Source organism: Chryseobacterium sp. CP-77, assembly GCF_036362765.1.
GTDB lineage: Bacteria > Bacteroidota > Bacteroidia > Flavobacteriales > Weeksellaceae > Chryseobacterium > Chryseobacterium cupriresistens.
Map to the genome: position 1 here is coordinate 1,561,004 of NZ_CP143637.1, position 19,553 is coordinate 1,580,556.

22 protein-coding genes are annotated in these 19,553 nt (G+C 36.1%); 8 read left to right on the forward strand and 14 right to left on the reverse strand.

The window, feature by feature from the left end; genetic code table 11:
• Window positions 1–54: 54 nt before the first annotated feature.
• A complete protein-coding gene (locus V0410_RS07030) occupies window positions 55–492 on the forward strand; it encodes an endonuclease domain-containing protein (RefSeq protein ID WP_330746872.1) in 438 nt (145 codons plus the stop codon).
• Between the two features lie 114 nt (window positions 493–606).
• On the opposite strand, the gene V0410_RS07035 is transcribed toward V0410_RS07030, so the two are convergent.
• The 5 genes from V0410_RS07035 to V0410_RS07055 form a co-directional block, all read right to left on the reverse strand.
• Window positions 607–900: a hypothetical protein gene (locus V0410_RS07035; protein WP_330746873.1), complete on the reverse strand. Its 294-nt coding sequence runs from the start codon at window positions 898–900 to the stop codon at window positions 607–609.
• A gap of 49 nt (window positions 901–949) precedes the next feature.
• Window positions 950–1,936, reverse strand: a complete 987-nt coding sequence (locus V0410_RS07040) for a 2-hydroxyacid dehydrogenase (RefSeq protein ID WP_330746874.1) — start codon at window positions 1,934–1,936, stop codon at window positions 950–952.
• Window positions 1,937–2,013: 77 nt separating this feature from the next.
• Complete coding sequence (locus V0410_RS07045; RefSeq protein WP_330746875.1) at window positions 2,014–2,277, reverse strand: prevent-host-death protein; 264 nt, start codon at window positions 2,275–2,277, stop codon at window positions 2,014–2,016.
• Window positions 2,278–2,454: 177 nt separating this feature from the next.
• The gene (locus V0410_RS07050; RefSeq protein ID WP_330746877.1) at window positions 2,455–3,105 is read right to left on the reverse strand and encodes a protein-L-isoaspartate(D-aspartate) O-methyltransferase; all 651 of its coding nucleotides are present in this window, start codon (window positions 3,103–3,105) and stop codon (window positions 2,455–2,457) included.
• Window positions 3,106–3,202: 97 nt separating this feature from the next.
• On the reverse strand, window positions 3,203–3,850 hold the full coding sequence (locus V0410_RS07055; protein ID WP_330746878.1) for a hypothetical protein: 648 nt from the start codon (window positions 3,848–3,850) through the stop codon (window positions 3,203–3,205).
• Window positions 3,851–3,984: 134 nt separating this feature from the next.
• Between V0410_RS07055 and V0410_RS07060 the strand changes: the two genes are divergently transcribed.
• From V0410_RS07060 to V0410_RS07085, 6 genes are all read left to right on the forward strand, one after another.
• Entirely contained in the window at window positions 3,985–4,947 is a 963-nt protein-coding gene (locus tag V0410_RS07060; RefSeq protein WP_330746879.1) for a Gfo/Idh/MocA family protein, read from the forward strand.
• 442 nt (window positions 4,948–5,389) lie between these two features.
• On the forward strand, window positions 5,390–7,120 hold the full coding sequence (locus V0410_RS07065; RefSeq protein ID WP_330746880.1) for a cellulase family glycosylhydrolase: 1,731 nt from the start codon (window positions 5,390–5,392) through the stop codon (window positions 7,118–7,120).
• A gap of 66 nt (window positions 7,121–7,186) precedes the next feature.
• Window positions 7,187–8,065 (forward strand): CGA/CIA family class A beta-lactamase, encoded by an 879-nt coding sequence (gene bla-A / locus V0410_RS07070; RefSeq protein WP_330746881.1) that lies wholly within the window; start codon window positions 7,187–7,189, stop codon window positions 8,063–8,065.
• Between the two features lie 31 nt (window positions 8,066–8,096).
• Window positions 8,097–8,507: a hypothetical protein gene (locus tag V0410_RS07075; protein ID WP_202839451.1), complete on the forward strand. Its 411-nt coding sequence runs from the start codon at window positions 8,097–8,099 to the stop codon at window positions 8,505–8,507.
• 10 nt (window positions 8,508–8,517) lie between these two features.
• Window positions 8,518–9,414, forward strand: a complete 897-nt coding sequence (locus V0410_RS07080) for a 3-hydroxybutyryl-CoA dehydrogenase (protein ID WP_202844343.1) — start codon at window positions 8,518–8,520, stop codon at window positions 9,412–9,414.
• A 45-nt stretch (window positions 9,415–9,459) separates the two neighbouring features.
• Complete coding sequence (locus V0410_RS07085; protein ID WP_002977986.1) at window positions 9,460–9,699, forward strand: hypothetical protein; 240 nt, start codon at window positions 9,460–9,462, stop codon at window positions 9,697–9,699.
• A 48-nt stretch (window positions 9,700–9,747) separates the two neighbouring features.
• On the opposite strand, the gene V0410_RS07090 is transcribed toward V0410_RS07085, so the two are convergent.
• From V0410_RS07090 to dnaN, 6 genes are all read right to left on the reverse strand, one after another.
• Complete coding sequence (locus V0410_RS07090) at window positions 9,748–10,158, reverse strand: META domain-containing protein (protein WP_047433591.1); 411 nt, start codon at window positions 10,156–10,158, stop codon at window positions 9,748–9,750.
• 503 nt (window positions 10,159–10,661) lie between these two features.
• Window positions 10,662–13,064 carry a phenylalanine--tRNA ligase subunit beta gene (pheT, locus tag V0410_RS07095; protein ID WP_330746884.1) on the reverse strand — a complete coding sequence of 801 codons (2,403 nt, stop codon included), beginning with the start codon at window positions 13,062–13,064 and terminating at the stop codon, window positions 10,662–10,664.
• 206 nt (window positions 13,065–13,270) lie between these two features.
• Window positions 13,271–13,888 carry a DUF417 family protein gene (locus V0410_RS07100; RefSeq protein ID WP_330746885.1) on the reverse strand — a complete coding sequence of 206 codons (618 nt, stop codon included), beginning with the start codon at window positions 13,886–13,888 and terminating at the stop codon, window positions 13,271–13,273.
• A gap of 63 nt (window positions 13,889–13,951) precedes the next feature.
• On the reverse strand, window positions 13,952–14,782 hold the full coding sequence (locus V0410_RS07105) for an AraC family transcriptional regulator (RefSeq protein ID WP_330746886.1): 831 nt from the start codon (window positions 14,780–14,782) through the stop codon (window positions 13,952–13,954).
• A gap of 55 nt (window positions 14,783–14,837) precedes the next feature.
• Window positions 14,838–15,671, reverse strand: coding sequence for a M23 family metallopeptidase (locus tag V0410_RS07110; RefSeq protein WP_330746887.1), 834 nt, complete (start codon window positions 15,669–15,671; stop codon window positions 14,838–14,840).
• A 314-nt stretch (window positions 15,672–15,985) separates the two neighbouring features.
• Window positions 15,986–17,116, reverse strand: coding sequence for a DNA polymerase III subunit beta (gene dnaN / locus V0410_RS07115; RefSeq protein ID WP_034699704.1), 1,131 nt, complete (start codon window positions 17,114–17,116; stop codon window positions 15,986–15,988).
• A gap of 183 nt (window positions 17,117–17,299) precedes the next feature.
• On the opposite strand from dnaN, the gene V0410_RS07120 reads away from it, so the two are divergent.
• On the forward strand, window positions 17,300–17,656 hold the full coding sequence (locus V0410_RS07120) for a diacylglycerol kinase family protein (protein ID WP_330746888.1): 357 nt from the start codon (window positions 17,300–17,302) through the stop codon (window positions 17,654–17,656).
• 134 nt (window positions 17,657–17,790) lie between these two features.
• Here the strand turns inward: V0410_RS07120 and V0410_RS07125 are convergent, their stop codons facing one another.
• From V0410_RS07125 to V0410_RS07135, 3 genes are all read right to left on the reverse strand, one after another.
• Entirely contained in the window at window positions 17,791–18,249 is a 459-nt protein-coding gene (locus V0410_RS07125; RefSeq protein ID WP_330746889.1) for a GyrI-like domain-containing protein, read from the reverse strand.
• 266 nt (window positions 18,250–18,515) lie between these two features.
• Window positions 18,516–18,848, reverse strand: a complete 333-nt coding sequence (locus V0410_RS07130; protein WP_330746890.1) for a gamma-glutamylcyclotransferase family protein — start codon at window positions 18,846–18,848, stop codon at window positions 18,516–18,518.
• A complete protein-coding gene (locus V0410_RS07135) occupies window positions 18,848–19,477 on the reverse strand; it encodes an SGNH/GDSL hydrolase family protein (RefSeq protein WP_330746891.1) in 630 nt (209 codons plus the stop codon). Before V0410_RS07135 ends, V0410_RS07130 begins: the two co-directional genes overlap by 1 nt.
• Between the last annotated feature and the right edge of the window lie 76 nt (window positions 19,478–19,553).

A 19,553-nucleotide genomic window follows, 5' to 3' on the forward strand; every position in this document is an offset into this window, starting at 1 on the left:
GGGTGGATTTCAAAGTTAATAACTTTGAAAGACGGGGTGGTTAAAAACACAATCATGAAAGAAATCCTCACCGTCATCAACGGAATTCCGATCCGCAGGAATTTCGTTGAGAACCTGCCCTACAATCCCTATTTAAAAGCATTATCAAAAGAAAAACGTAAAGCCCGGATTTTGGGTGAAGTGATATTCTGGAAAAAAGTCCGTGCAAAAAAATTCTATACCATTGATTTTGACAGACAAAGGATTATCGGAAATTATATTGTTGATTTCTATGTGAAAACTCTTGGACTTATTATAGAAATAGATGGTTCGAGCCATGACGAAAAACAGATTTATGATGGGATAAGAGAGGAATATCTTGAATCTTTGGGGTTGTTGGTTTTTAGAATCAGTGATTTTGATATGGGGAATAATTTGAGTTGGGTGATGAAGGAATTGGAGGATTTTATTGTGCTGCACTATGGAACCACCCCGTCTTCAAAAATTCTTTGATTTTTGAATCCACCCCTCCGAGGGAGGGGAATTGCCCTTACCCATATTAGTTGTTATTTAACATAAAAAAACCTTACTAAAATTCAGCAAGGTTGGTTTATTTATCGTAAAAGTTTAAGTTAGAACATCATCATTTTCCTCTTCATGGTCATCTTCATTATCGCTGAGACTCCAATAGTTATTTTCTTCATCTTCCGCCCCTATCTCTTCCATCTCATCATCTTCTTCTGCACCGGGAATATCCAGTCCCTTATCAATTTTATCTTCATCAAAATCCTCATCTAAAACAGGATTTCCGTCTCCGTCAAGCGGAATATGTTTTTCTTTCTGGAAAATATCTTCATTGGGATTATAATCCATTTGTTCCAGCTTTCTGTTCTGTTCATTAATATTGTCTTCCGGTATCATGATAGTGGTATTTAAGAGTTTACATATTTAAAACAAAAATAATTCCAAGTTATGCTGAATAATCAGAATAAACGTCAGGATTTGCACAATGCGGCATTTTCTCATTTCTTGAAAAAGCGATGATATTTTCTGCTGCCAGTCTGACCATTCCATTTCGGGCTTCAACAGTAGCGGAACCAATGTGAGGCAGTACACAGACACTGGAAAGCCCAAGAATAGGATCATCTGCAGACATTGGTTCCGGATTGGTTACATCCAGACCTGCTCCCCAGATTTTTTTATCTACAAGCGCCTGATACAAATCTTTTTGGTTATGAAAACCTCCTCTGGCTGTATTGATGAAAATCGAGTCCGGCTTCATTTGTTCAAATATTGAATAATTAAACAATTCTTTCTGTTCGGGGGTAAAATTAGCGTGTACACTCAATACATCCGAGCTTCTGATTAGTTCTTCGAAAGAAACATAAGCTGCCCCCAGCTCGTTTTCTGCTTCCTCATTCTGATGGCGGTTGTGGTAAATGATGTTCATACCAAAAGCCTTTTTTGATTTTTCAGCCATTTCATAACCGATTCGGCCCAATCCAAAAATCCCCAGTGTTTTTCCATATAATTCCTGGCCCAGGGCATGTAGAGGATCAAATGCTCCCCAATTGTCATCTTTTACTTTCTGAAAATTATAGCTCGCTCTTCTGGCAACAGACTGCATCAGTAAAAAAGCAACATCTGAAGTAGCCCTGCTCAGAACATCGGGCGTATTTCCCACCGAAATGTGTCGTTGTGATGCTTCTTTAATGTCAACGTGATCAAATCCTACGGAATAAAGAGCAATAGCCTTCACATTCGGGCAGGCTTCAAAGAAGTTCTTATCATATTTAAAATCTGCGCCAATACTTAAAATCGTATCTGTATTTTTACAGTAATTAAGCCATTCTTCGTAAGAAAGGTTTTCTTTTTCCGGGATTATAATCTCCAGGCCTGCTTCTTCCAGCATTTTAATTCCTGTTTCTGGAATTTTTTTATTGATAAAAACTTTCATAGTACTGTGGTTTGGTTATTTTAAATAAAAAACCTCACTCGCAAAAAGTAAGGTTATTGAACTTTAATATTAAAAAATTATTTCTCTTCATCCGAATGGTCTTTGTTTTTCTCCCAGGCTTCAGAAGCAATTTCCTGAATTTCTGTCCAAACTTCTTTTGCAGATTTCTGAGCCTGCGCCATAAATCCTTGTTTGGTAGCTTCCTGATTCCTGCTTTTCATGTCATGAAGGTAATCTTTCACCTGCTGGGAATAGCTTTCTATACTGTATCCCTGGTTATTATGCAGATTTTTCTGAAGATTACTAAAATCATGTGACGCCTTGAATCTGTTCGTGTCCATAATATTAAGATTTTAGTGATTGGGTTCTCATGTGAATCCAATTTTTATTCCGAAACAGATTTAAAATGTATTAAAAAAAGATTAAATCTTATTAATTATCGAATTTCAAAAACACAAACTATGGCTAAGAACAGGTATTTGAGACCAGTAGGTTGACCACTCCTTGTCTGTAATACATTATTGATTTGTATTTCCAAGCATCGGAACAAATTTATAAGCTCCAAATTCTTCTTTTTCAAATTCTGTAGGCCCTACTTTGGTAAATCTGTATAAAACCTGTTCATCCGTTGGTCCCAATGGGATCACCATTATTCCTCCGATGTTCAGTTGTTTTAAAAGCTCTGTGGGTAATGTAGAAGCGCCACAGGTTACGATGATTTTGTCAAAAGGAGCAAAAGTTGGAAGCCCGGCAAAACCATCTCCAAAACTCTGAAATTTTGGAAACAGGTGAAGTTCTCTGAGTTTCTTTTTGGAAAAATCAAAAAGGTCTTTCTGCCTTTCTACAGTATATACATGAGCTTTCATCGCCATTAAAACCGCAGTCTGGTATCCACATCCTGTTCCGATCTCCAATACTTTTTCACCTGGTTTTACCTTCAGCAATTCAGACTGTTCCGCTACCGTGGACGGATGGGAAATGGTCTGATGGGCGAGAATAGGAAATGCCCTGTCTTCATAGGCAAAATCTTCAAAAATACTTTCGATAAAAAGGTGTCTTGGAATTTCATTCATTGCCGAAAGTACATTTTCATCCGAAATACCAATTCTGTTTCGAAGGTAGTCTACTAAAATCTTTCTTTTTCCTTTATGTACAAACGAATCCTGCATTTGACAAAAGTAAGAAATTAGAAATTAGATTTCAAATCGGAACAAAGAATATCCCAAAAATAAAGCAACCATTTTTTCGACTGCTGTGTTTTTATTTTTAATTCCATTGTATCGGATAAGGCCCGTAAAAATCACTGAAGGTATTATCAGCACATCTTTTTCTCACAAAAAAGTTATAATTCACTGTTTTACTTAATCCTACATAAACAGCTTTTTGGCCTGCAAACACCAAATCTCCACTTGCAGGAGGAGCAAAACTTGTTGTCAGAACAGTTTCATATGCAGAAACTCCATCATTTTCCCAGGATACTGTAGCATCAAAAATAGAAGAATTCGCAGAAGAGGTTGTTTTCGAATAGGTTGCATACTCCGGTTTTACGCAGGTGGTTGTAGTGCCAGCCAATACGGTAACCGGTCCTGCCCAGTTGCTTCGGCCGTTGTCAATTCCGCAGTTTTTTCTTACGTAAAGGTCATATTTATTATCTTTATAGAGAGGAAGGTTATAAAAATACTTGTTAGTGACCACTGTAGTTCCCTTTCCCAAAGAGAAACCCTGTTCCCCATACTGTACCTCATAATATCCTTCTCCCTGACTGATAAAGTTCCAGGAAAGCCGATTATTTGCTTTTTCAAACATCAGATTTGTGGGAGTACCACATTTGGCCTGCGGGTCATATGGACTATCTCCTATACATCCGGCAGTGCATAATCCGGAAATGATTACAATCGAAATTATTCTTTTCATAGCTATTTTTCCAACCGTGAATTTAGTATAATTTCTTTAATGAATGAAGGCGTTCATTCCTGACTATCACCAAGTGAAAAGTCATGTATTTTATAAATGTACATTCACTATATTTACAAAAATTTAATACAGCTATGTTAAAAGCAGGTTTGGTAGGTGCCGGACACTTGGGAAAAATACATTTAAAACTTCTTAATCAGTCAGATAGATATGAATTTGTAGGTTTCCATGATAAAGATGTTGAGAACGGAAAGAAATTAGAAGCCGAATTCGGATATAAATATTTTGAAAATTTTGATGAATTGCTTGAGCAGATTGACATGCTTGACATTGTCACTCCAACTGTTTATCATTATGATTATGCTTTAAAAGCCATTGAAAAAGGCCTTCATTTCTTTATTGAAAAACCGGTAACCCAGACTCTTGAACAGGCAGAAGAAATTCTTCGTCTGTGCCAGGAAAAAGGAATCAAAGCACAGGTAGGACACGTTGAGAGATACAACCCGGCGTTTATTGCTACTAAGGAATACATCAGTACTCCGATGTTTATTGAAATCCACAGACTGGCAGAATTTAACCCACGTGGTACGGATGTTTCTGTAGTATTGGACCTTATGATTCACGATCTTGATATTTTATTGAGTATTGCTAAATCCAAAGTAAAAAACATCCATGCAAGCGGTGTTTGTGTAGTCAGCAAAACTCCGGATATTGCCAATGCAAGAATAGAATTCGAAAACGGGTGTGTTGCCAACCTTACTACTTCCCGAATTTCTATGAAAGCTATGAGAAAAAGCAGATTCTTCCAGAAAGATGCTTACATTTCCGTTGACTTCCTTGAGAAAAAGGCTGAAGTGATCAGAATGAAAGATGCTCCCGAAAACCCTACTCCATTTGATATGATTATTGAAAATGCAGAGGGAGAAAAGAACCAAATTCTGTTTGAGTATCCAAATATCCAGCCTAATAATGCTATTCTGGATGAATTAAATTCTTTCGCTGACGCTATTACTGACGACAAAAATGTAGAAGTTTCTCTTGAAGATGGTACTGAAGCGTTGAAAGTGGCTTTAGAGATTATGAAACTGATCAGTTAAAAATACGCTGACTCTTAATCAGCAATAGTACAAAGCTATCTTATAATCAGAATAATTGGGTTGTGAGATAGCATTTTTTTTATTATCAACGCAAAGGTTCATTCTCGGCTCTGCATTATATTGAGTGAACAAAGGTTGAATCGATTAAAAATCGATTTGATGAAGCGATAGTATTTATTCTGTTAATTTCTGCTTTGTATTTTTTAAAACTTTTAATGAAATAAAAACTTTTCATCAATAATTACGATTTATCAATAAAAAACCCTTTTCAAAACAAAAAAATAATATATTTGAAGAATAATTCAATAAAGCATTGAAAAATTTTGTTTTACATATATGGATATCCGGCAAACGTGAAGATGTGAACTTTGATTCATCTCGTTTGATCACCTTTCCGTATTATTTCTAATATTTTCCTATTATTTTAAACATTGCAATCACTATGAAAAGAGCCATTCTATTATCCGCACTTTTATTGTCTCAATTTGGGACATCACAATTACTGAAAACTTCAGGACAGAAAATCGTTAATGATAAAGGTGAAAATATTCAATTGAAAGGCCTTGGGCTGGGCGGTTGGATGCTACAGGAAGGTTATATGCTGAAAACTGCCGATTTTGCAGGCCCTCAGTATAAGATTAAGGAGAAAATTGCAGAATTGATTGGTGAAGACGGAATGAATGAGTTCTACAAAGCGTACCTGAAAAATGGAATCACTAAACAGGATATCGACTTTCTGGCCAAAGCCGGATTCAATTCGATAAGGCTTCCGATGCACTACAATCTTTATACACTACCGATTGAAAAGGAACCTGCCAAAGGAAAAGATACGTGGCTGGAGGAAGGTTTTACAATGACTGATGATCTTCTTCAATGGTGTACCGATAACAAAATATACCTGATTCTCGATCTGCATGCAGCACCAGGAGGTCAGGGAAATGATGCGAATATCTCTGATAATGATAAATCCAAGCCTTCACTTTGGGCCAGTGAAGAAAATCAGAGAAAAACAATTGCCCTCTGGAAAAAACTGGCTGAAAGATATAAGGATAATCCATGGATCGGAGGGTATGACCTGATTAACGAACCCAACATCAACTTTACAGGTAAAAACCCGAATGGTACAGATGAAATGTCCAATGCTCCGCTCTGGAAACTTCAGAAAGATATTACAGCAGCCATCAGAGAGGTGGACAAAAAGCATATTATTTTTATTGAAGGAAACGGCTGGGGAAACAATTATAACGGACTTCCGGCGATCTGGGATAATAATATGGCCTTCAGTTTTCATAAATACTGGAATTACAATGATGATCAAACCATTAAGTTCGCCCTGGATCTCAGAGAGAAACATAATATGCCGATATGGCTTGGGGAAACTGGTGAGAATTCCAATGTATGGTTTACCGAGCTGATCCAGCTTTTGGGCAAGCATAATATCGGTTATGCCTTCTGGCCGATGAAAAAGATTGATAATATTGCAGGAATTACCAATGTAAAAATCACACCTGAATATGAAAAGCTATTGGATTACTGGAAAAACGGAGGTGAAAAGCCTTCTAAAGAATATGCCAAAAAAGCTTTATTACAGATTGCCGACAATTATAAGCTGAACAACACTGAGATTAAAAGGGATGTGATTGATGCGATGTTCAGACAGATTACAGATGCTTCTACAAAACCTTTCAGAAATCACCAGGCTCCGGGAAGAATATTTGCTTCAGAATATGATTTGGGAAGAATGGGTGCTGCCTATCTGGATAAGGATTTTATTAATCTCTGGGTAAGTGATCCGGCAAAAAGATCGGAGTGGAACTCCGGACAGCAGATGAGAAATGACGGGGTGGATATTTATCAATGTAATGATAAGGTTACCAATCAGTATTATGTAGGAAAAACAGAAACCGGAGAATGGCTTCAGTATACGGTTCAGTCCAAAGGAGACAAAAGCTATTCGATGGATATCAGATATTCGGCGGCCAATGATGCTAAAATAAGAATTGAAACGGCTTCAGGAAAAGTTTTAGCTACAGTATCATTGTCATCTACGGGTGGAAATGAAAACTGGAAAACGGTTTCAGCAAAAAACATCAGCCTTCAGAAAGGCGAAAACAAGATCAGAATTGTCTTTGAAAATGATGGAGTCAATCTGAATTATTTTGAATTAAAATAGTAATAATTGTCTTAAATTGCAGCTCTCTTCCGGTCTTCGGAAGAGGGCTTTTTTAATGATCATATTATGAAAAAAACAGCACTCTTTTTCCTTTTGATTTCAGCATTTACCTTTGCTCAGACTTCTCTATTGGAACAAAAAATAAACTCAATTCTCAAAAACAAAAAAGCTACGGTAGGCGTTTCTGTCCTAGGTTTTGAAAATGGTTTTAGATACAATAAAAATGCAGATAAAAAGCTGCCAATGCAAAGTGTATTCAAGTTTCACATTGCCGCAGCGGTTCTGAATGCCGTAGACCAGGGAAAGCTTTCTCTGGATCAGAAAATTAAACTGGATCAGTCAAATTTACTCGAGAATACATGGTCGCCGCTTCGTGATCAATATGCCGGAAAGAATGCAGAAGTTCCGTTAAGTGAAGTGATTGAATATACGGTTGCCAAAAGTGATAACAACGGCTGTGATATTCTTCTCAGATTATTGGGAGGAACCCAAACTGTTCAAAAATTCATGGATTCCAAAGGGGTAAAAGGTTTTCAGATCAAATATAATGAAGAGGATATGCATAAAGACTGGAATGTTCAATATGAAAATTACAGCACGACAAAATCAGCAGTCGATGTCCTTAAAAAGTTTTATGACGGGAAATTACTTTCCAAAAAATCTACAGATTATCTGATGAAAGTACTATGGTCTACTTCCACAGGATTGAATAAAATGGTAGAACAGCTTCCGAAAAACACGCCTGTGGCAAGAAAAACGGGAGCTTCAGGGAAGAATGATGCAGGTTTAACAGGTGCAGAAAATGAAATTGGAATCGTTACTTTACCCAATGGAAAACATTATGCATTAGCTGTATTTGTCAGTAATTCAACGGAAACGGATGCTGTCAACTGCAGGATGATTTCAGATATTTCCAGGGAGGTTTGGGAATATTTTAATAAGTAAAATTTTAAGCTTATTTTTAAAGCGATTTAACATGAAAAAAATAATACTAACAACGGCTCTGTTTGCTTTCACGTTCTTTTACGCACAGAAGAATCAGAATTATTTAGAAATCAGCTACGGAAGTGTATGCTGTGGCCCTGCCTCTGATAAGCCTGTGATGAGTTTTCTGAAAGAATTTAAGAACAAAAGCCAGATAAAAAGCCTGGAAGTCCTGATCCAAAAAGGGATGGGAAGAGAAGGCGAATATACACTGTATGTGGGCACCGACTTTCTTACAAAGAATCAGAAAAAACGATTGATAAGAGGTTTAACAGCTACTGTTTCCAATCAGAATAACAGTAAAAAAAGCCAGAGTGTAGGAAATGTTACCTTTGATTCAACAGCTGTTGTCACACAATCTGACCTTACAGACGCAAAAAATTTAACTATCTATAAAAAATAAAGGAAAAATGATCAAAAACATTGTAGTTATCGGAGCGGGAACCATGGGAAATGGTATTGCACATACTTTCGCACAAAGCGGTTTTAAAGTAAATCTTGTAGATGTATCCCAGGAAGCTTTGGACAGAGGTTTAAAAACCATTACTACCAATCTTGACAGAATCATTGCAAAAGGGAACCTTACAGAGGAGCAAAAAGCTGAAACTTTAGGTAATATCACAACTTTTACAGCATTGAATGAGGCTGCAGGTTCTGCAGATCTTATTGTAGAGGCTGCTACAGAAAACCTGGATCTTAAATTAAAGATCTTTGGTCAGATGGATGAACTGGCTCCTGCCAACTGTATCCTTGCAACCAATACTTCTTCTATTTCTATCACAAAAATTGCTGCGGCTACCAAAAGAGCTGATAAAGTAATCGGAATGCACTTTATGAACCCGGTTCCTATTATGAAACTGGTAGAAATCATCAAGGGATATTCAACTTCCAAGGAGACTTTTGACGCCATTTATGAAATGAGTAAAACTTTGGGTAAAGTTCCTGTAGAAGTGAATGACTACCCTGGTTTTGTGGCGAACAGAATTCTAATGCCAATGATCAATGAGTCGATCGAAACCCTTTATAACGGAGTGGCTGGTGTAGAAGAAATTGATACGGTAATGAAACTGGGAATGGCTCATCCGATGGGTCCGCTTCAGCTGGCTGACTTTATTGGTCTTGATGTATGTCTTGCTATTCTGAACGTTATGTATGACGGTTTCAAAAATCCTAAGTACGCTCCGAACCCATTGCTTGTTAACATGGTGACAGCCGGAAAACTGGGTGTAAAATCTGGAGAAGGGTTCTACGATTATTCTGAAAGCAAAAAAGCTGAAAAAGTTTCAAAAATGTTTTTGAAGTCATCTTAAATCAATAATTTTAATTATCTTTGAGAAAGTTAAAACATTAAAAAAATGAAATTACCAAAGTTTTTATTAGCAGATAATTCGGAATTTCCAGAGGATCTATTCGTAGTTCATACAGAATATCCAAGATTTATCTTAAACGTTGAGGAAGAAGAAGTTGAGTGGTTAGATGATCTTGAAGGTGATGATGAAGAAACGATGGCAGACGAGGCTACTAAAGTAGTAGAAGCAGCATTCAAATGGTGCGATGAAGAGTTGGCTAAGTACGACGAAGAAGAGGAAGATTAATAACACTCTAAACATAAAAAAGGAACTCAATTGAGTTCCTTTTGTTTTTTATTCTGATTTTGTGAATTTCAATAGCAAAAGATTGTCTTTGTACAATTCTAAAGTATTTCCGGAAACCACATATTTGTTAGCTTTCCCCATCATATCCATAAAGTTCTGTTCTACCCCGATGTTGCTGCACATCATTTTTGTAGATCCCATCTGTCCGGCTGTAAAACTTCCTGTAGACGGATCTATGGTAGCCGTTCCGAAATAGTTGTTACATCCTGCATTTCCGGTGATCTTTTCTCCTTCAATATTCAATGTCGGAACTTTACCTTTTACCGTTTCAGCCAATGTCCATTTTGTGCTGGCAAGAGCAGGCTGAGCTTTTCCTACTTTAGATGCAGACGGGCTTGTCATAGATCCACATGAAGCCAATACTGCAGCTGTACATATACTTAAAAAAAGATTTTTCATTTTTTTCTTTTTGAATTAACCCAAATTTACGGAAATTATATTATTTAAACGGGCTGCCGTGAATTTTATTATTCTTTAACATTTGATATTTTGAATAATTTTCAGAATTATTTTTATGCTCTTGATGTATCAAAAAAGGATTGAAAGCCTTAATACATAAGAACTTTATCTGCACTAAAGTTGTAACGTTGCCTTTGTCATTCCAAAGAATCTCTATTACAATTAGCTTATAAAGAGTTCTGAGACTTCTACGGAGTGACAAAGGCTGTGGATAGAGTGTTTTTATACAAAATTTCCATTTTAAACACGAATAACACTAATATTTTCACTAATATTACTAATGCAATTCAATAGGAACGGGCTTTAGCCCGTTTTTCTATCCACAAAAATTCATTTGGCTTTAGCCAAAACATATTAATACATTTTTATTAAACTTAAAAAACAAAAAAAAACGGACTTAAAAAAGTCCGTTTCTATTTATTAATGAAATATATTTTCAAGTATTAAGATCTCAACTCAGCGTTGAATTCTTTCTGGAAAGCTTTGATAAGAGAATCCATTACTTCTGTAATCTCTTTTTCTTCCAGTGTTTTTTCTTCGTTTAATAACTCGAAGCTCATGGCATAAGACTTCTTACCTTCAGGAAGATTTTTACCTTCATACACATCGAACAGATTAATGTTTTTAATGAATGGAGATTTGTTCTTTTTAGCCGTCTGATATAGATCCTGATAGTTAACTGTTTTATCAATCAATAAAGCTAAGTCTCTTCTGATTTTGTTGAACTTCGGAATGTCTTTGAATTTCAATTCATTTTTAGAACGCAATTCCTGAGCAAATTCCAGTTCAATTTCAGCGTAGAAACATTCCTGATCAATATCAAAGTCTTTCAATAAAGCAGGCGCTACCTTTCCGATTCTTACCAATGCTTTACCATCCGCTTCATATACCAATGCATCAGAGAATCTGTCATCAGTTAGAGCTAATTCTTTATAATTTACAGCTAATCTTTCCAATAAAACTTTTACATAAGCTTTAAGGTTATAGAAGCTTACTGCAGATTTTGGCTGAAGCCAGTTTTCTGCAACATCTCTTCCTGAAACCAATAATGCAAGTTGTTTTCTTTCTTCGTATTTATCTTTTTTGTGATAAATTTTTCCTAATTCGAAGAACTTGATATCCTGATTTTTTCTGTTGATGTTATATACTGTATTCTGAAGAAGTCCTTCCAATAAAGACTTTCTCATGAATGCCAGATCACCGCTTAAAGGGTTCAATAGTTTTACCGCATCTGTTTCGTCTTTCACAGAAGTTAATGAGTTGTTCATTACTTCATTGAAACCAAGACCTTGTAAAGTTCTTGCCCAGCTGCTTTCCAGTTCGTCCTGATCGTTAGCACTTAGCTTAACAGGAGTAAACGAAATCTTCTGTGGAGCATCAATTTTATTGTATCCGTAGATTCTTAAAATCTCTTCAATCACGTCAATTTCTCTTGTTACATCTGCTCTGTACGCAGGAACGGAGATTTCGAAACCATTTGGGATTTCATTTAAAACCTGAATTTCCAATGCTTTTAAGATTTCCTTTACTTTTTCTCTGTGGATTTTTGTTCCTAAAATCTGCTCAATTTTAGAGAATCTAAGAATCACATAATTGTCCTCTATTTTCTTAGGATATTCTTCCAATAAGTCACCTACCAATTTACCTTCAGCAATTTCCTGAATCATTTTAATAGCGTGAGTGATGGCTGTTCTTGTAAGATTCGGGTCTACTCCTCTCTCAAATCTGAAAGAAGCATCTGTATTCAAGCTATGCGCTTTTGCTCCTTTTCTCACTGCAATCGGGTTGAAGTAAGCACTTTCAAGGAAGATTGTTTTTGTAGTATCAGATACTCCTGAATTCTCGCCACCGAATACTCCGGCAATACACATCGGCTTATCTTTACCATCTTTGATCATGATTTCAGAACCATTTAATGTTCTTTCAACACCATCTAAAGTCGTGAATTTCGTTCCCGGTTTTACTACACCTACTTTCACTTTTTTATCTGCAATTTTATCTGCATCAAATGCGTGAAGCGGCTGTCCGTACCCGTGAAGAATATAGTTGGTAATATCTACAACGTTATTGATCGGGCTTAATCCGATCGCTTTCAGTCTGTCTTTCAACCAGGATGGTGATTCTGCTATTTTTACATCTTCAATAACGGCTCCGATATATCTTGGACACAATTCTGCATCTTCAATTTCCAGTTTGAAATCATGTGTTCCTTCATTATTCAAAACTTCAGAAGCAACTTTATTAAATTGCGACTTCAATTGGTTTGTAGAAAGGTAGGCATGTAAATCTCTGGCAACGCCATAATGAGACATGGCATCTGTTCTGTTCGGCGTTAATCCGATTTCAAATACCTCATCATTGGTCAGTTCAAAATAGTCTGCAAAGTTTTTTCCTACTTCATATTTTGTTTCATCCAGCACCATAATTCCTCCATGATCATCGCTAAGACCTAGTTCGTCTTCTGCGCAGATCATCCCCTGAGAAACCTCACCTCTGATTTTTGCTTCTTTAATTTCAAAAAAGTTTCCGGTCTTGTCATAGATTTTTGTTCCGACAACGGCTACAGGAACAGTTTGCCCCGCTTCTACGTTAGGAGCTCCGCAAACAATGTTCAGCACTTTTCCGTTTCCTACGTCTACAGTTGTCTTCTTCAGTTTGTCAGCATTAGGATGCTTTTCGCAGGTAAGTACTTTACCTACAACAATTCCTTCCAGGCTGCCTCTTACACTTTCAAATTTATCTATCCCTTCAACCTCAAGACCTATATCTGTAAGGAATTCACCGATTCTTTCAGTTTTTGATTCCGTTTTTACAAAGTCCTTCAGCCAGTTGTTTGATATTTTCATTTGTTAATCTATCTACTTATTTAATTTGTCAGATGTACCCTAAGGTTTTATCTGCTCTATTTTGAAACTTTTATTTGAAATCCCACACCCTTTCCGGTGTGATTTTTCGAGCTACAAATGTCGTGTTTTTTTGAGAAATAGAGAAATTTACAAGCGATTTTAAGATAATAAATTTTCGTTAATCTTTGTGCTGCTGATTCGGGAATCTATTGATCCGACGGACCTACCAGCTTCTTCAGACTGTCAGAAAATAACACCAGCCCTGCAGCCATCATGATAATATCCTTTAGTACAAGACGTCCTGCCCCTGACAGATATGGAAATCCATATTGAGGAGTTGCATAGTCTCCACCCAGATTGGGGACGTAAACTTCAGGAGTAGTGATCAGGAATGACAGGGTAACGAGTGACATTAAAAATGTTAAAGCGCCTCCAACAGCTCCAATTTTAGGAAACCAGATTCCCAATACTACCAAAACTCCTATCACAACAATCATTGTTCCCAAGCCATAGGAGAACGCATACGTTCTGTTTTTCTGATGCCAGTCAATATTTTTCTGAACTACCTTTCCTTCCGGATTTTTGTACAAAGTATATTCTTTAACCGATTTTTGATCTTCATTAAGCACTTTATGGTTTGCATTTTTGTAAAAAAAACTCATCAAAGGGCTGTTGGCTACGAAAGGTACAATTCCATCAGCTTCGTAATGAAAGGCTTTCAAGCCTCCAATCCAGGCCATGACGATGAAAATTGAAATTCTGAGAAAATTGAAGAAGTACGTATCCCATTGTAATAATTGGTGATAAAGTCTGCTGTTTTTCATGTGATTTATTTTTTACCAAAGGTATTCACATGCCTGCAGCACCAACATAGACATTTCAGGACATTACATGGACATTTTCGCCACCACGGAGATCCCTACTTTTTCTCTGTAATTTTTAGGTGAGCAGCCTACTGACTTTTTGAAATACCTGCTGAAATAAAATTCATCTTCAAATCCCAGTTCAGAAGCAATCTCCTTTACAGATCTGTAGGTTAAATGTAGTAGTTTTTTAGATTCCAGAATAATTCTCTCATTGATAAGCTGAGTGGGTGTTTTGGAGAATTCTTTCTTTACTGCCTTGCTTAATGTACTATTGGTAATGTTTAGCTTATCGCTGTAAAATGACAGTTCTTTTTCATTTTTAAAATATGTTTCCAGAAGTTTCTGAAATTCTGCAGCATTTTTATTGGGAAGCTTTTCGTGAGAAACCACATTGTTTTCAATACTGCTTTTCTGTTTGCTTCCAATGGCAAGAATAAGCTGGATATAGGTCTTGATAATGGATTCCGAAAACGGATGTTTTTCAGATTCTTCTTTTTTAATATGATTAAAAAGCTCAAGAATATAATTGAAGTTTTCTTCTGACAGTTCAACCCCGGGATTCAGATAAATATTATTGAAAAGAAGTCCGTTACAAGCCACTTCTTCTTTATGATATTCTATACAGTAATAATCTCCGTGAAAGAAAAGCACGTGGATATTTTCATCAGATTCCGAAACCAGCTTTACCTTTTGATAAGGAGAAAGAAAGAGAATATTGTATCCGCTGTAAGAATAATTAATACCATCTACTGAGAAAACACCGGAACCTTTCCATAGAAACACGCTGTAATTTTCGGTTGTGAACTCTGCGGAAAAATCTGAGGTGTGGTAAGACTGTATTTTTATTTCCATGATGAGTTAATTTAAACACTAATGACGCTAATGATTCACAAATAACACTATCTGTTTAATACTCTTTTGAATACGTCTTTTTCTCTGTCAAATATTCATTTTTATTTCCGTCACCAGTTCTGAAAAGAGTTTTGATTGTTTCTCTGTATTTATCATTTTCCACTCTGGGAAGATAGCATACAAAGTGCAAATGAGGCCCTTTGCTCCACCCTGTATTACCACTTAATCCAATGACATCTCCTTTTTTCACCTGATCTCCAATATGTACTTTAACACCGTTTTGCTTTAAATGATAATATTGTGCAAACGTTCCGTCTGGATGCAGAACAGTGATATAATTTGCTTTATCTACACAACTTCTTGTTGGGCAGCCTATATCACTGGTGCTTACAAGATCAGTTACCAACCCTTCTCTGGCAGCAATGACTTCAGTACCTTCCGGCATTGTAAAATCTAAAGAATTTTCATTTTGATGAGAGAAAGTTCCATTATATCCTTGATAGATGTTAAATGATTTTCCTTTTTTAAAAGGTAAATCATAATGATAATCTTTATCATAGTTCTTTAAAGTAACATCTCCGATATACATCATATAGCCCGGAATCTTTTTCACTTTCCATCCTTTCATTTTATCATCGACAATAAAGTAACCTACTTTATTTTTCACTGAATTAGCAGGAATCACCTGTGTTGTTCTAAATGGTTGTGGTATTCTCATATTTTCTACTTCCGGAGATCCTGAAAACACTAAAGACATCGGGTAAATTCCCTTATTATCTGCATAAAGGCTCAAAGTATCTCCTTTCTTCTCATGATATACTTTGATATTATTTTGTGAAAATAAAGTGATAGATGATAATAATAGAATAAGAGTTGTTATTTTTTTCATGTTTATTAAATGCTTTTTTCTTATTATACTTTTACCTTGAAGCAAAAGTATACAAAAGTTCAAGACAGGAATCATCCGCTAAAAATTTGAATGTACTCCTAAAATTTCCAAACTCGCATGGATCGTCCGGTTCTTCTTCGGTTCTAAATTTTGTCCATGCTCAAACAATGGAAATTTTTTAACGGATTACATTTAAATTTTCTTAACGCTCCTGATTCCTAAGTCGATTAGCCCCTATTTACAACTATAAGTCAGAGAGCAGACTACAAAAAAAGCCGGAGAATTCCGGCTTTCTATTATTTGTTATCTTACTATTACAATCCGATAACCGGCATTGATAACATTAAGATATTTTCGTTTTCTTCAAGACCATCAAGAGGTTCGATGATCCCCGGTCTGTTAGGCTGAGACATTTTCATGGTAATATCGTCAGATCCTAAAATCGTCAGCATTTCTGTTAAGAATTTTGAGCTGAATCCGATATTGATATCTTCTCCGTTGTAATCACAAGGAATCTGCATGTCTGCTTTGTTGGCATATTCAGTATCTTCTGCATGAAGGTGAAGAATATTTCCGGAAAGCTTGAATCTTACCTGGTTGGTAGATTTGTTAGACATAATAGATGCTCTTTTGATAGCTCCTAACAACAGATTTCTGTTGATGGTCAATACATTTGGATTTTCTTTTGGAATTACCGCAGTATAGTTCGGATATTTTCCGTCAATCAGTCTGCAGATCCAGATATGCTTACCAAAAGTAAACTTAGCCATATTCTCATTGAAGTCGATGGTAACGTCTTCATTGGAACTAGCCAGGATATTTTTGAAAATGTTAAGAGGCTTTTTAGGCATGATAAACTCCATCGGCTCAGCATTCATCAGGTCTGCTCTTTTGTATACCACCAATCTGTGGGAGTCTGTAGAAACGAAATTGGTTTCATTTTCTCCAAACTGGAAAAGCACTCCTGTCATTACCGGACGAAGAGAGTCGTTACTTGTAGCGAATAGTGTGTTTGTCAATGCTTCAGACAATACTCCTGCCGGCATTGTTACACTTTGGGAAGCGTCGAATTCCGGTAATTCAGGATAGTCATCAGCATTGTCTAATGCTACTGCGAAATTATCTTTTTCATCTAAAATCTCAAGCTGGCTTCCGGTACCTTCAGCATTGTCTTTTACAACAAATGTCAGAGGCTGTTCACCATATGTCTTGATAAAATCCTGAAAAATTTTAGCAGGAACAGCAAATTTACCTGTATCATCAGACTTTACTTCCAGGGAAGTAACAAGAGTTGTCTCACCGTCAGATGCTGTAATGGTAACATTATTTCCGTCTAATTCAAAAAGATAGTTTTCTAAAATCGGTCTCGATTGAGAGCTTGATATTACGCCACTTACAGTTTGCAAAGCCTTCTGCAGTTCACCACTTGAAATAATAAATTTCATAGATTTATAAAATAAGTTTCTACAAATATAATAAATAGATACAACAAAGAAAAGAATAATATGGAGGAGTTTTTAACAAAGATCCTTAATTTGTTTTGAGCCTTGATATTATGCTTATATTTCTTCGGGCAACTCTATTTTATCAAAATACAAAGACTATCTTTGTCTCAAAAGTTTAAAATTATGCAAAAACCTCCCATCCATAAAAGTTTTCTCAATGCTTTCCGGGGTGTTTTTATGATGATTAAAACAGAAAGAAATTTCCAGATTGAGCTTCTGGCATTTTTTGTCAATCTCTTCCTTATTTTTTATTTCAACCTGAGCAGCACAGACACCGCTTTGGTTATTATCGCTTCAGTCGCTGTTTTAAGTGCTGAAATTTTTAATACCGCTATTGAAAAGATCTGTGATATCATTCAGCCTGATTTCGACAAAAGAATTGGCTTTATTAAAGACATTGCTGCCGGAGCTGTATTGCTGACGGCCATTGCATCTGTGATTGTCGGAGTCTTGGTGTATGGGAAATATGTTTTCAGTTAAAATGGGGGAATTATTGAAAAATGCTGCTAAACCACCCCGTCAAAAATTCTTTGAATTTTTGACACCCCTCCAAAGGAGGGGAATATCACGTCTTCAGTTCAAAGGTCTGTGAAAGTATGAGATTTTTCACTTTTTTATTTTACAGCGATGAAGATATCTACTTCGGCATCTGAAGGATTTTGTGCTTTTTCTCCATACACTTCAAAATCGGCGGTAAATGTTCTGTTCAAATCCATTTCCCAGATTTTTAACCATTCGTTGATAACCAACCCTTTTGAAAGATCTCCTTTTGTGGTAAATTTCAGATATTCTCCTCCATCAAAAGTATAGCCGACCATTCCTTCCGGGATATTATCTAGGTTTTCCACTTTACATCCAAGAACTGTTGTATAAGGCTTTGTATGGTCTTTTTCGTAATCGGTGTAGATAGAATAAATGGTATTGTCTATTTTATTTGGAATTGAATTGACAATATTCTTGCTGATCATTTTTTCCCATAGTACAGGAATATCTTTTCCTGCCTGTCCATTTTCATTGGTTGTTCTTACTGCAATACCGATTACCTTAAAAGGTCCGATTTTTACTTTATTCATATCTTGATTTTTTGTTATGACAAAGATAAAAACAGGTTGTGACAAGGGTATGTCAGTAGTTTTTTTTAAATTTGGGCTAAAGCCAATGGATTTATTTTATAAGATAAGTGGACTAAAGCCCACTTCTATTGAATATTAAATTGGTCATATTAGTAGAAAAGCACATATTAAGTCTAAAAGTTACTCCATTTGCAAAAGCTGTGAGAAAACTTCATATTTAGATTCCTTGCTTTGCCCGGAATGACAATGTTTTAAAAGATGAGAAACTATTTTCCGACATAGATAAATCCTTTTTTCCTGGATTTAAAGACTGTTTCTATTCTTTTATAATCATCTACTTCATATTCGTCTGCCTGGAGGATCTCTTCATCTGTCACTTCAAAAAGTACTCCTTCTATCTCATCCTCATTGTTTCCTGAAAACTCCAGTACAGGATGGTATTTCTGGCCGCTTTTTCTCAGGACTTCAGGATCTGTGATTTCAAGCATGTTTAATTTGTAGCCTGATAAAACATCTTTTTCACCCTGCAAATGTCTTCCGAAAGTTTCAAGCTGTACCTGCTCTTTCTGCAGGGTTCCATAAGAAAATAAATTAGGCATTACAGATACTTTTCAATGATTGGTATTGCGATTTCGGCCATCATTCCATAGCCTTTTTCATTTGGATGTACACCGTCTGCAGAAAGCAGAATTTCTTTATCATCTAGGAAAGCAGAATAAAAATCTATATATCCCAATGAGTCTTCTGCCGCAATATTTTTCAAAATCTGATTATATGTGACAACATCTTCGTTGATTCTTTTCTTCCCTGAACTTACCACTACTCCATCTATTTTTTGAGAAAAAGGAAGAATACTTACGAGATAAATGGTATTGGAAAACTGCCTGGCATGGGCAACAGCTTCTTTGATATTGGTTTTAAATTTTTCAGGATCTACGATCTGTACTCCATCTTTTACCGCAAGATCATTGGCTCCATAACTTAGAAAAACGATATTTCCATCAGCAGAATTTCTTGCAGCCAATTCATGAGGAATTCTTTTGAGTAATCCTTCTGTGGTTTCTCCTCCTATTCCGAGATTGAAGAGAATCAGTTCATCTCCATTTCCTTCATGAAATTTCTGCAGGGCATATCTTTTCAGAATATCTACCCATCCGCCAAAAACTCCGTCATATTCTCCATAGGTAATGCTGTCACCGAAGAACAGCCCGTAAATAATTTTCTTCATTGAACTTTATTGTTTCCTGTTTTGTTGAAGTAAAAGTATTAAGAAAAAATTGTTTAAGGGAAATAATTCTCCTTAA

What these genes read in the sequence shown, in the direction of transcription:
- V0410_RS07030 (WP_330746872.1), top strand. Translation starts at nt 55, where the DNA reads ATGAAAGAAATCCTCACCGTCATCAACGGAATTCCGATCCGCAGGAAT.
- V0410_RS07035 (WP_330746873.1), bottom strand. Translation starts at nt 900, where the DNA reads ATGATACCGGAAGACAATATTAATGAACAGAACAGAAAGCTGGAACAA.
- V0410_RS07040 (WP_330746874.1), bottom strand. Translation starts at nt 1,936, where the DNA reads ATGAAAGTTTTTATCAATAAAAAAATTCCAGAAACAGGAATTAAAATG.
- V0410_RS07045 (WP_330746875.1), bottom strand. Translation starts at nt 2,277, where the DNA reads ATGGACACGAACAGATTCAAGGCGTCACATGATTTTAGTAATCTTCAG.
- V0410_RS07050 (WP_330746877.1), bottom strand. Translation starts at nt 3,105, where the DNA reads ATGCAGGATTCGTTTGTACATAAAGGAAAAAGAAAGATTTTAGTAGAC.
- V0410_RS07055 (WP_330746878.1), bottom strand. Translation starts at nt 3,850, where the DNA reads ATGAAAAGAATAATTTCGATTGTAATCATTTCCGGATTATGCACTGCC.
- V0410_RS07060 (WP_330746879.1), top strand. Translation starts at nt 3,985, where the DNA reads ATGTTAAAAGCAGGTTTGGTAGGTGCCGGACACTTGGGAAAAATACAT.
- V0410_RS07065 (WP_330746880.1), top strand. Translation starts at nt 5,390, where the DNA reads ATGAAAAGAGCCATTCTATTATCCGCACTTTTATTGTCTCAATTTGGG.
- bla-A (WP_330746881.1), top strand. Translation starts at nt 7,187, where the DNA reads ATGAAAAAAACAGCACTCTTTTTCCTTTTGATTTCAGCATTTACCTTT.
- V0410_RS07075 (WP_202839451.1), top strand. Translation starts at nt 8,097, where the DNA reads ATGAAAAAAATAATACTAACAACGGCTCTGTTTGCTTTCACGTTCTTT.
- V0410_RS07085 (WP_002977986.1), top strand. Translation starts at nt 9,460, where the DNA reads ATGAAATTACCAAAGTTTTTATTAGCAGATAATTCGGAATTTCCAGAG.
- V0410_RS07090 (WP_047433591.1), bottom strand. Translation starts at nt 10,158, where the DNA reads ATGAAAAATCTTTTTTTAAGTATATGTACAGCTGCAGTATTGGCTTCA.
- pheT (WP_330746884.1), bottom strand. Translation starts at nt 13,064, where the DNA reads ATGAAAATATCAAACAACTGGCTGAAGGACTTTGTAAAAACGGAATCA.
- V0410_RS07100 (WP_330746885.1), bottom strand. Translation starts at nt 13,888, where the DNA reads ATGAAAAACAGCAGACTTTATCACCAATTATTACAATGGGATACGTAC.
- V0410_RS07105 (WP_330746886.1), bottom strand. Translation starts at nt 14,782, where the DNA reads ATGGAAATAAAAATACAGTCTTACCACACCTCAGATTTTTCCGCAGAG.
- V0410_RS07110 (WP_330746887.1), bottom strand. Translation starts at nt 15,671, where the DNA reads ATGAAAAAAATAACAACTCTTATTCTATTATTATCATCTATCACTTTA.
- dnaN (WP_034699704.1), bottom strand. Translation starts at nt 17,116, where the DNA reads ATGAAATTTATTATTTCAAGTGGTGAACTGCAGAAGGCTTTGCAAACT.
- V0410_RS07120 (WP_330746888.1), top strand. Translation starts at nt 17,300, where the DNA reads ATGCAAAAACCTCCCATCCATAAAAGTTTTCTCAATGCTTTCCGGGGT.
- V0410_RS07125 (WP_330746889.1), bottom strand. Translation starts at nt 18,249, where the DNA reads ATGAATAAAGTAAAAATCGGACCTTTTAAGGTAATCGGTATTGCAGTA.
- V0410_RS07130 (WP_330746890.1), bottom strand. Translation starts at nt 18,848, where the DNA reads ATGCCTAATTTATTTTCTTATGGAACCCTGCAGAAAGAGCAGGTACAG.
- V0410_RS07135 (WP_330746891.1), bottom strand. Translation starts at nt 19,477, where the DNA reads ATGAAGAAAATTATTTACGGGCTGTTCTTCGGTGACAGCATTACCTAT.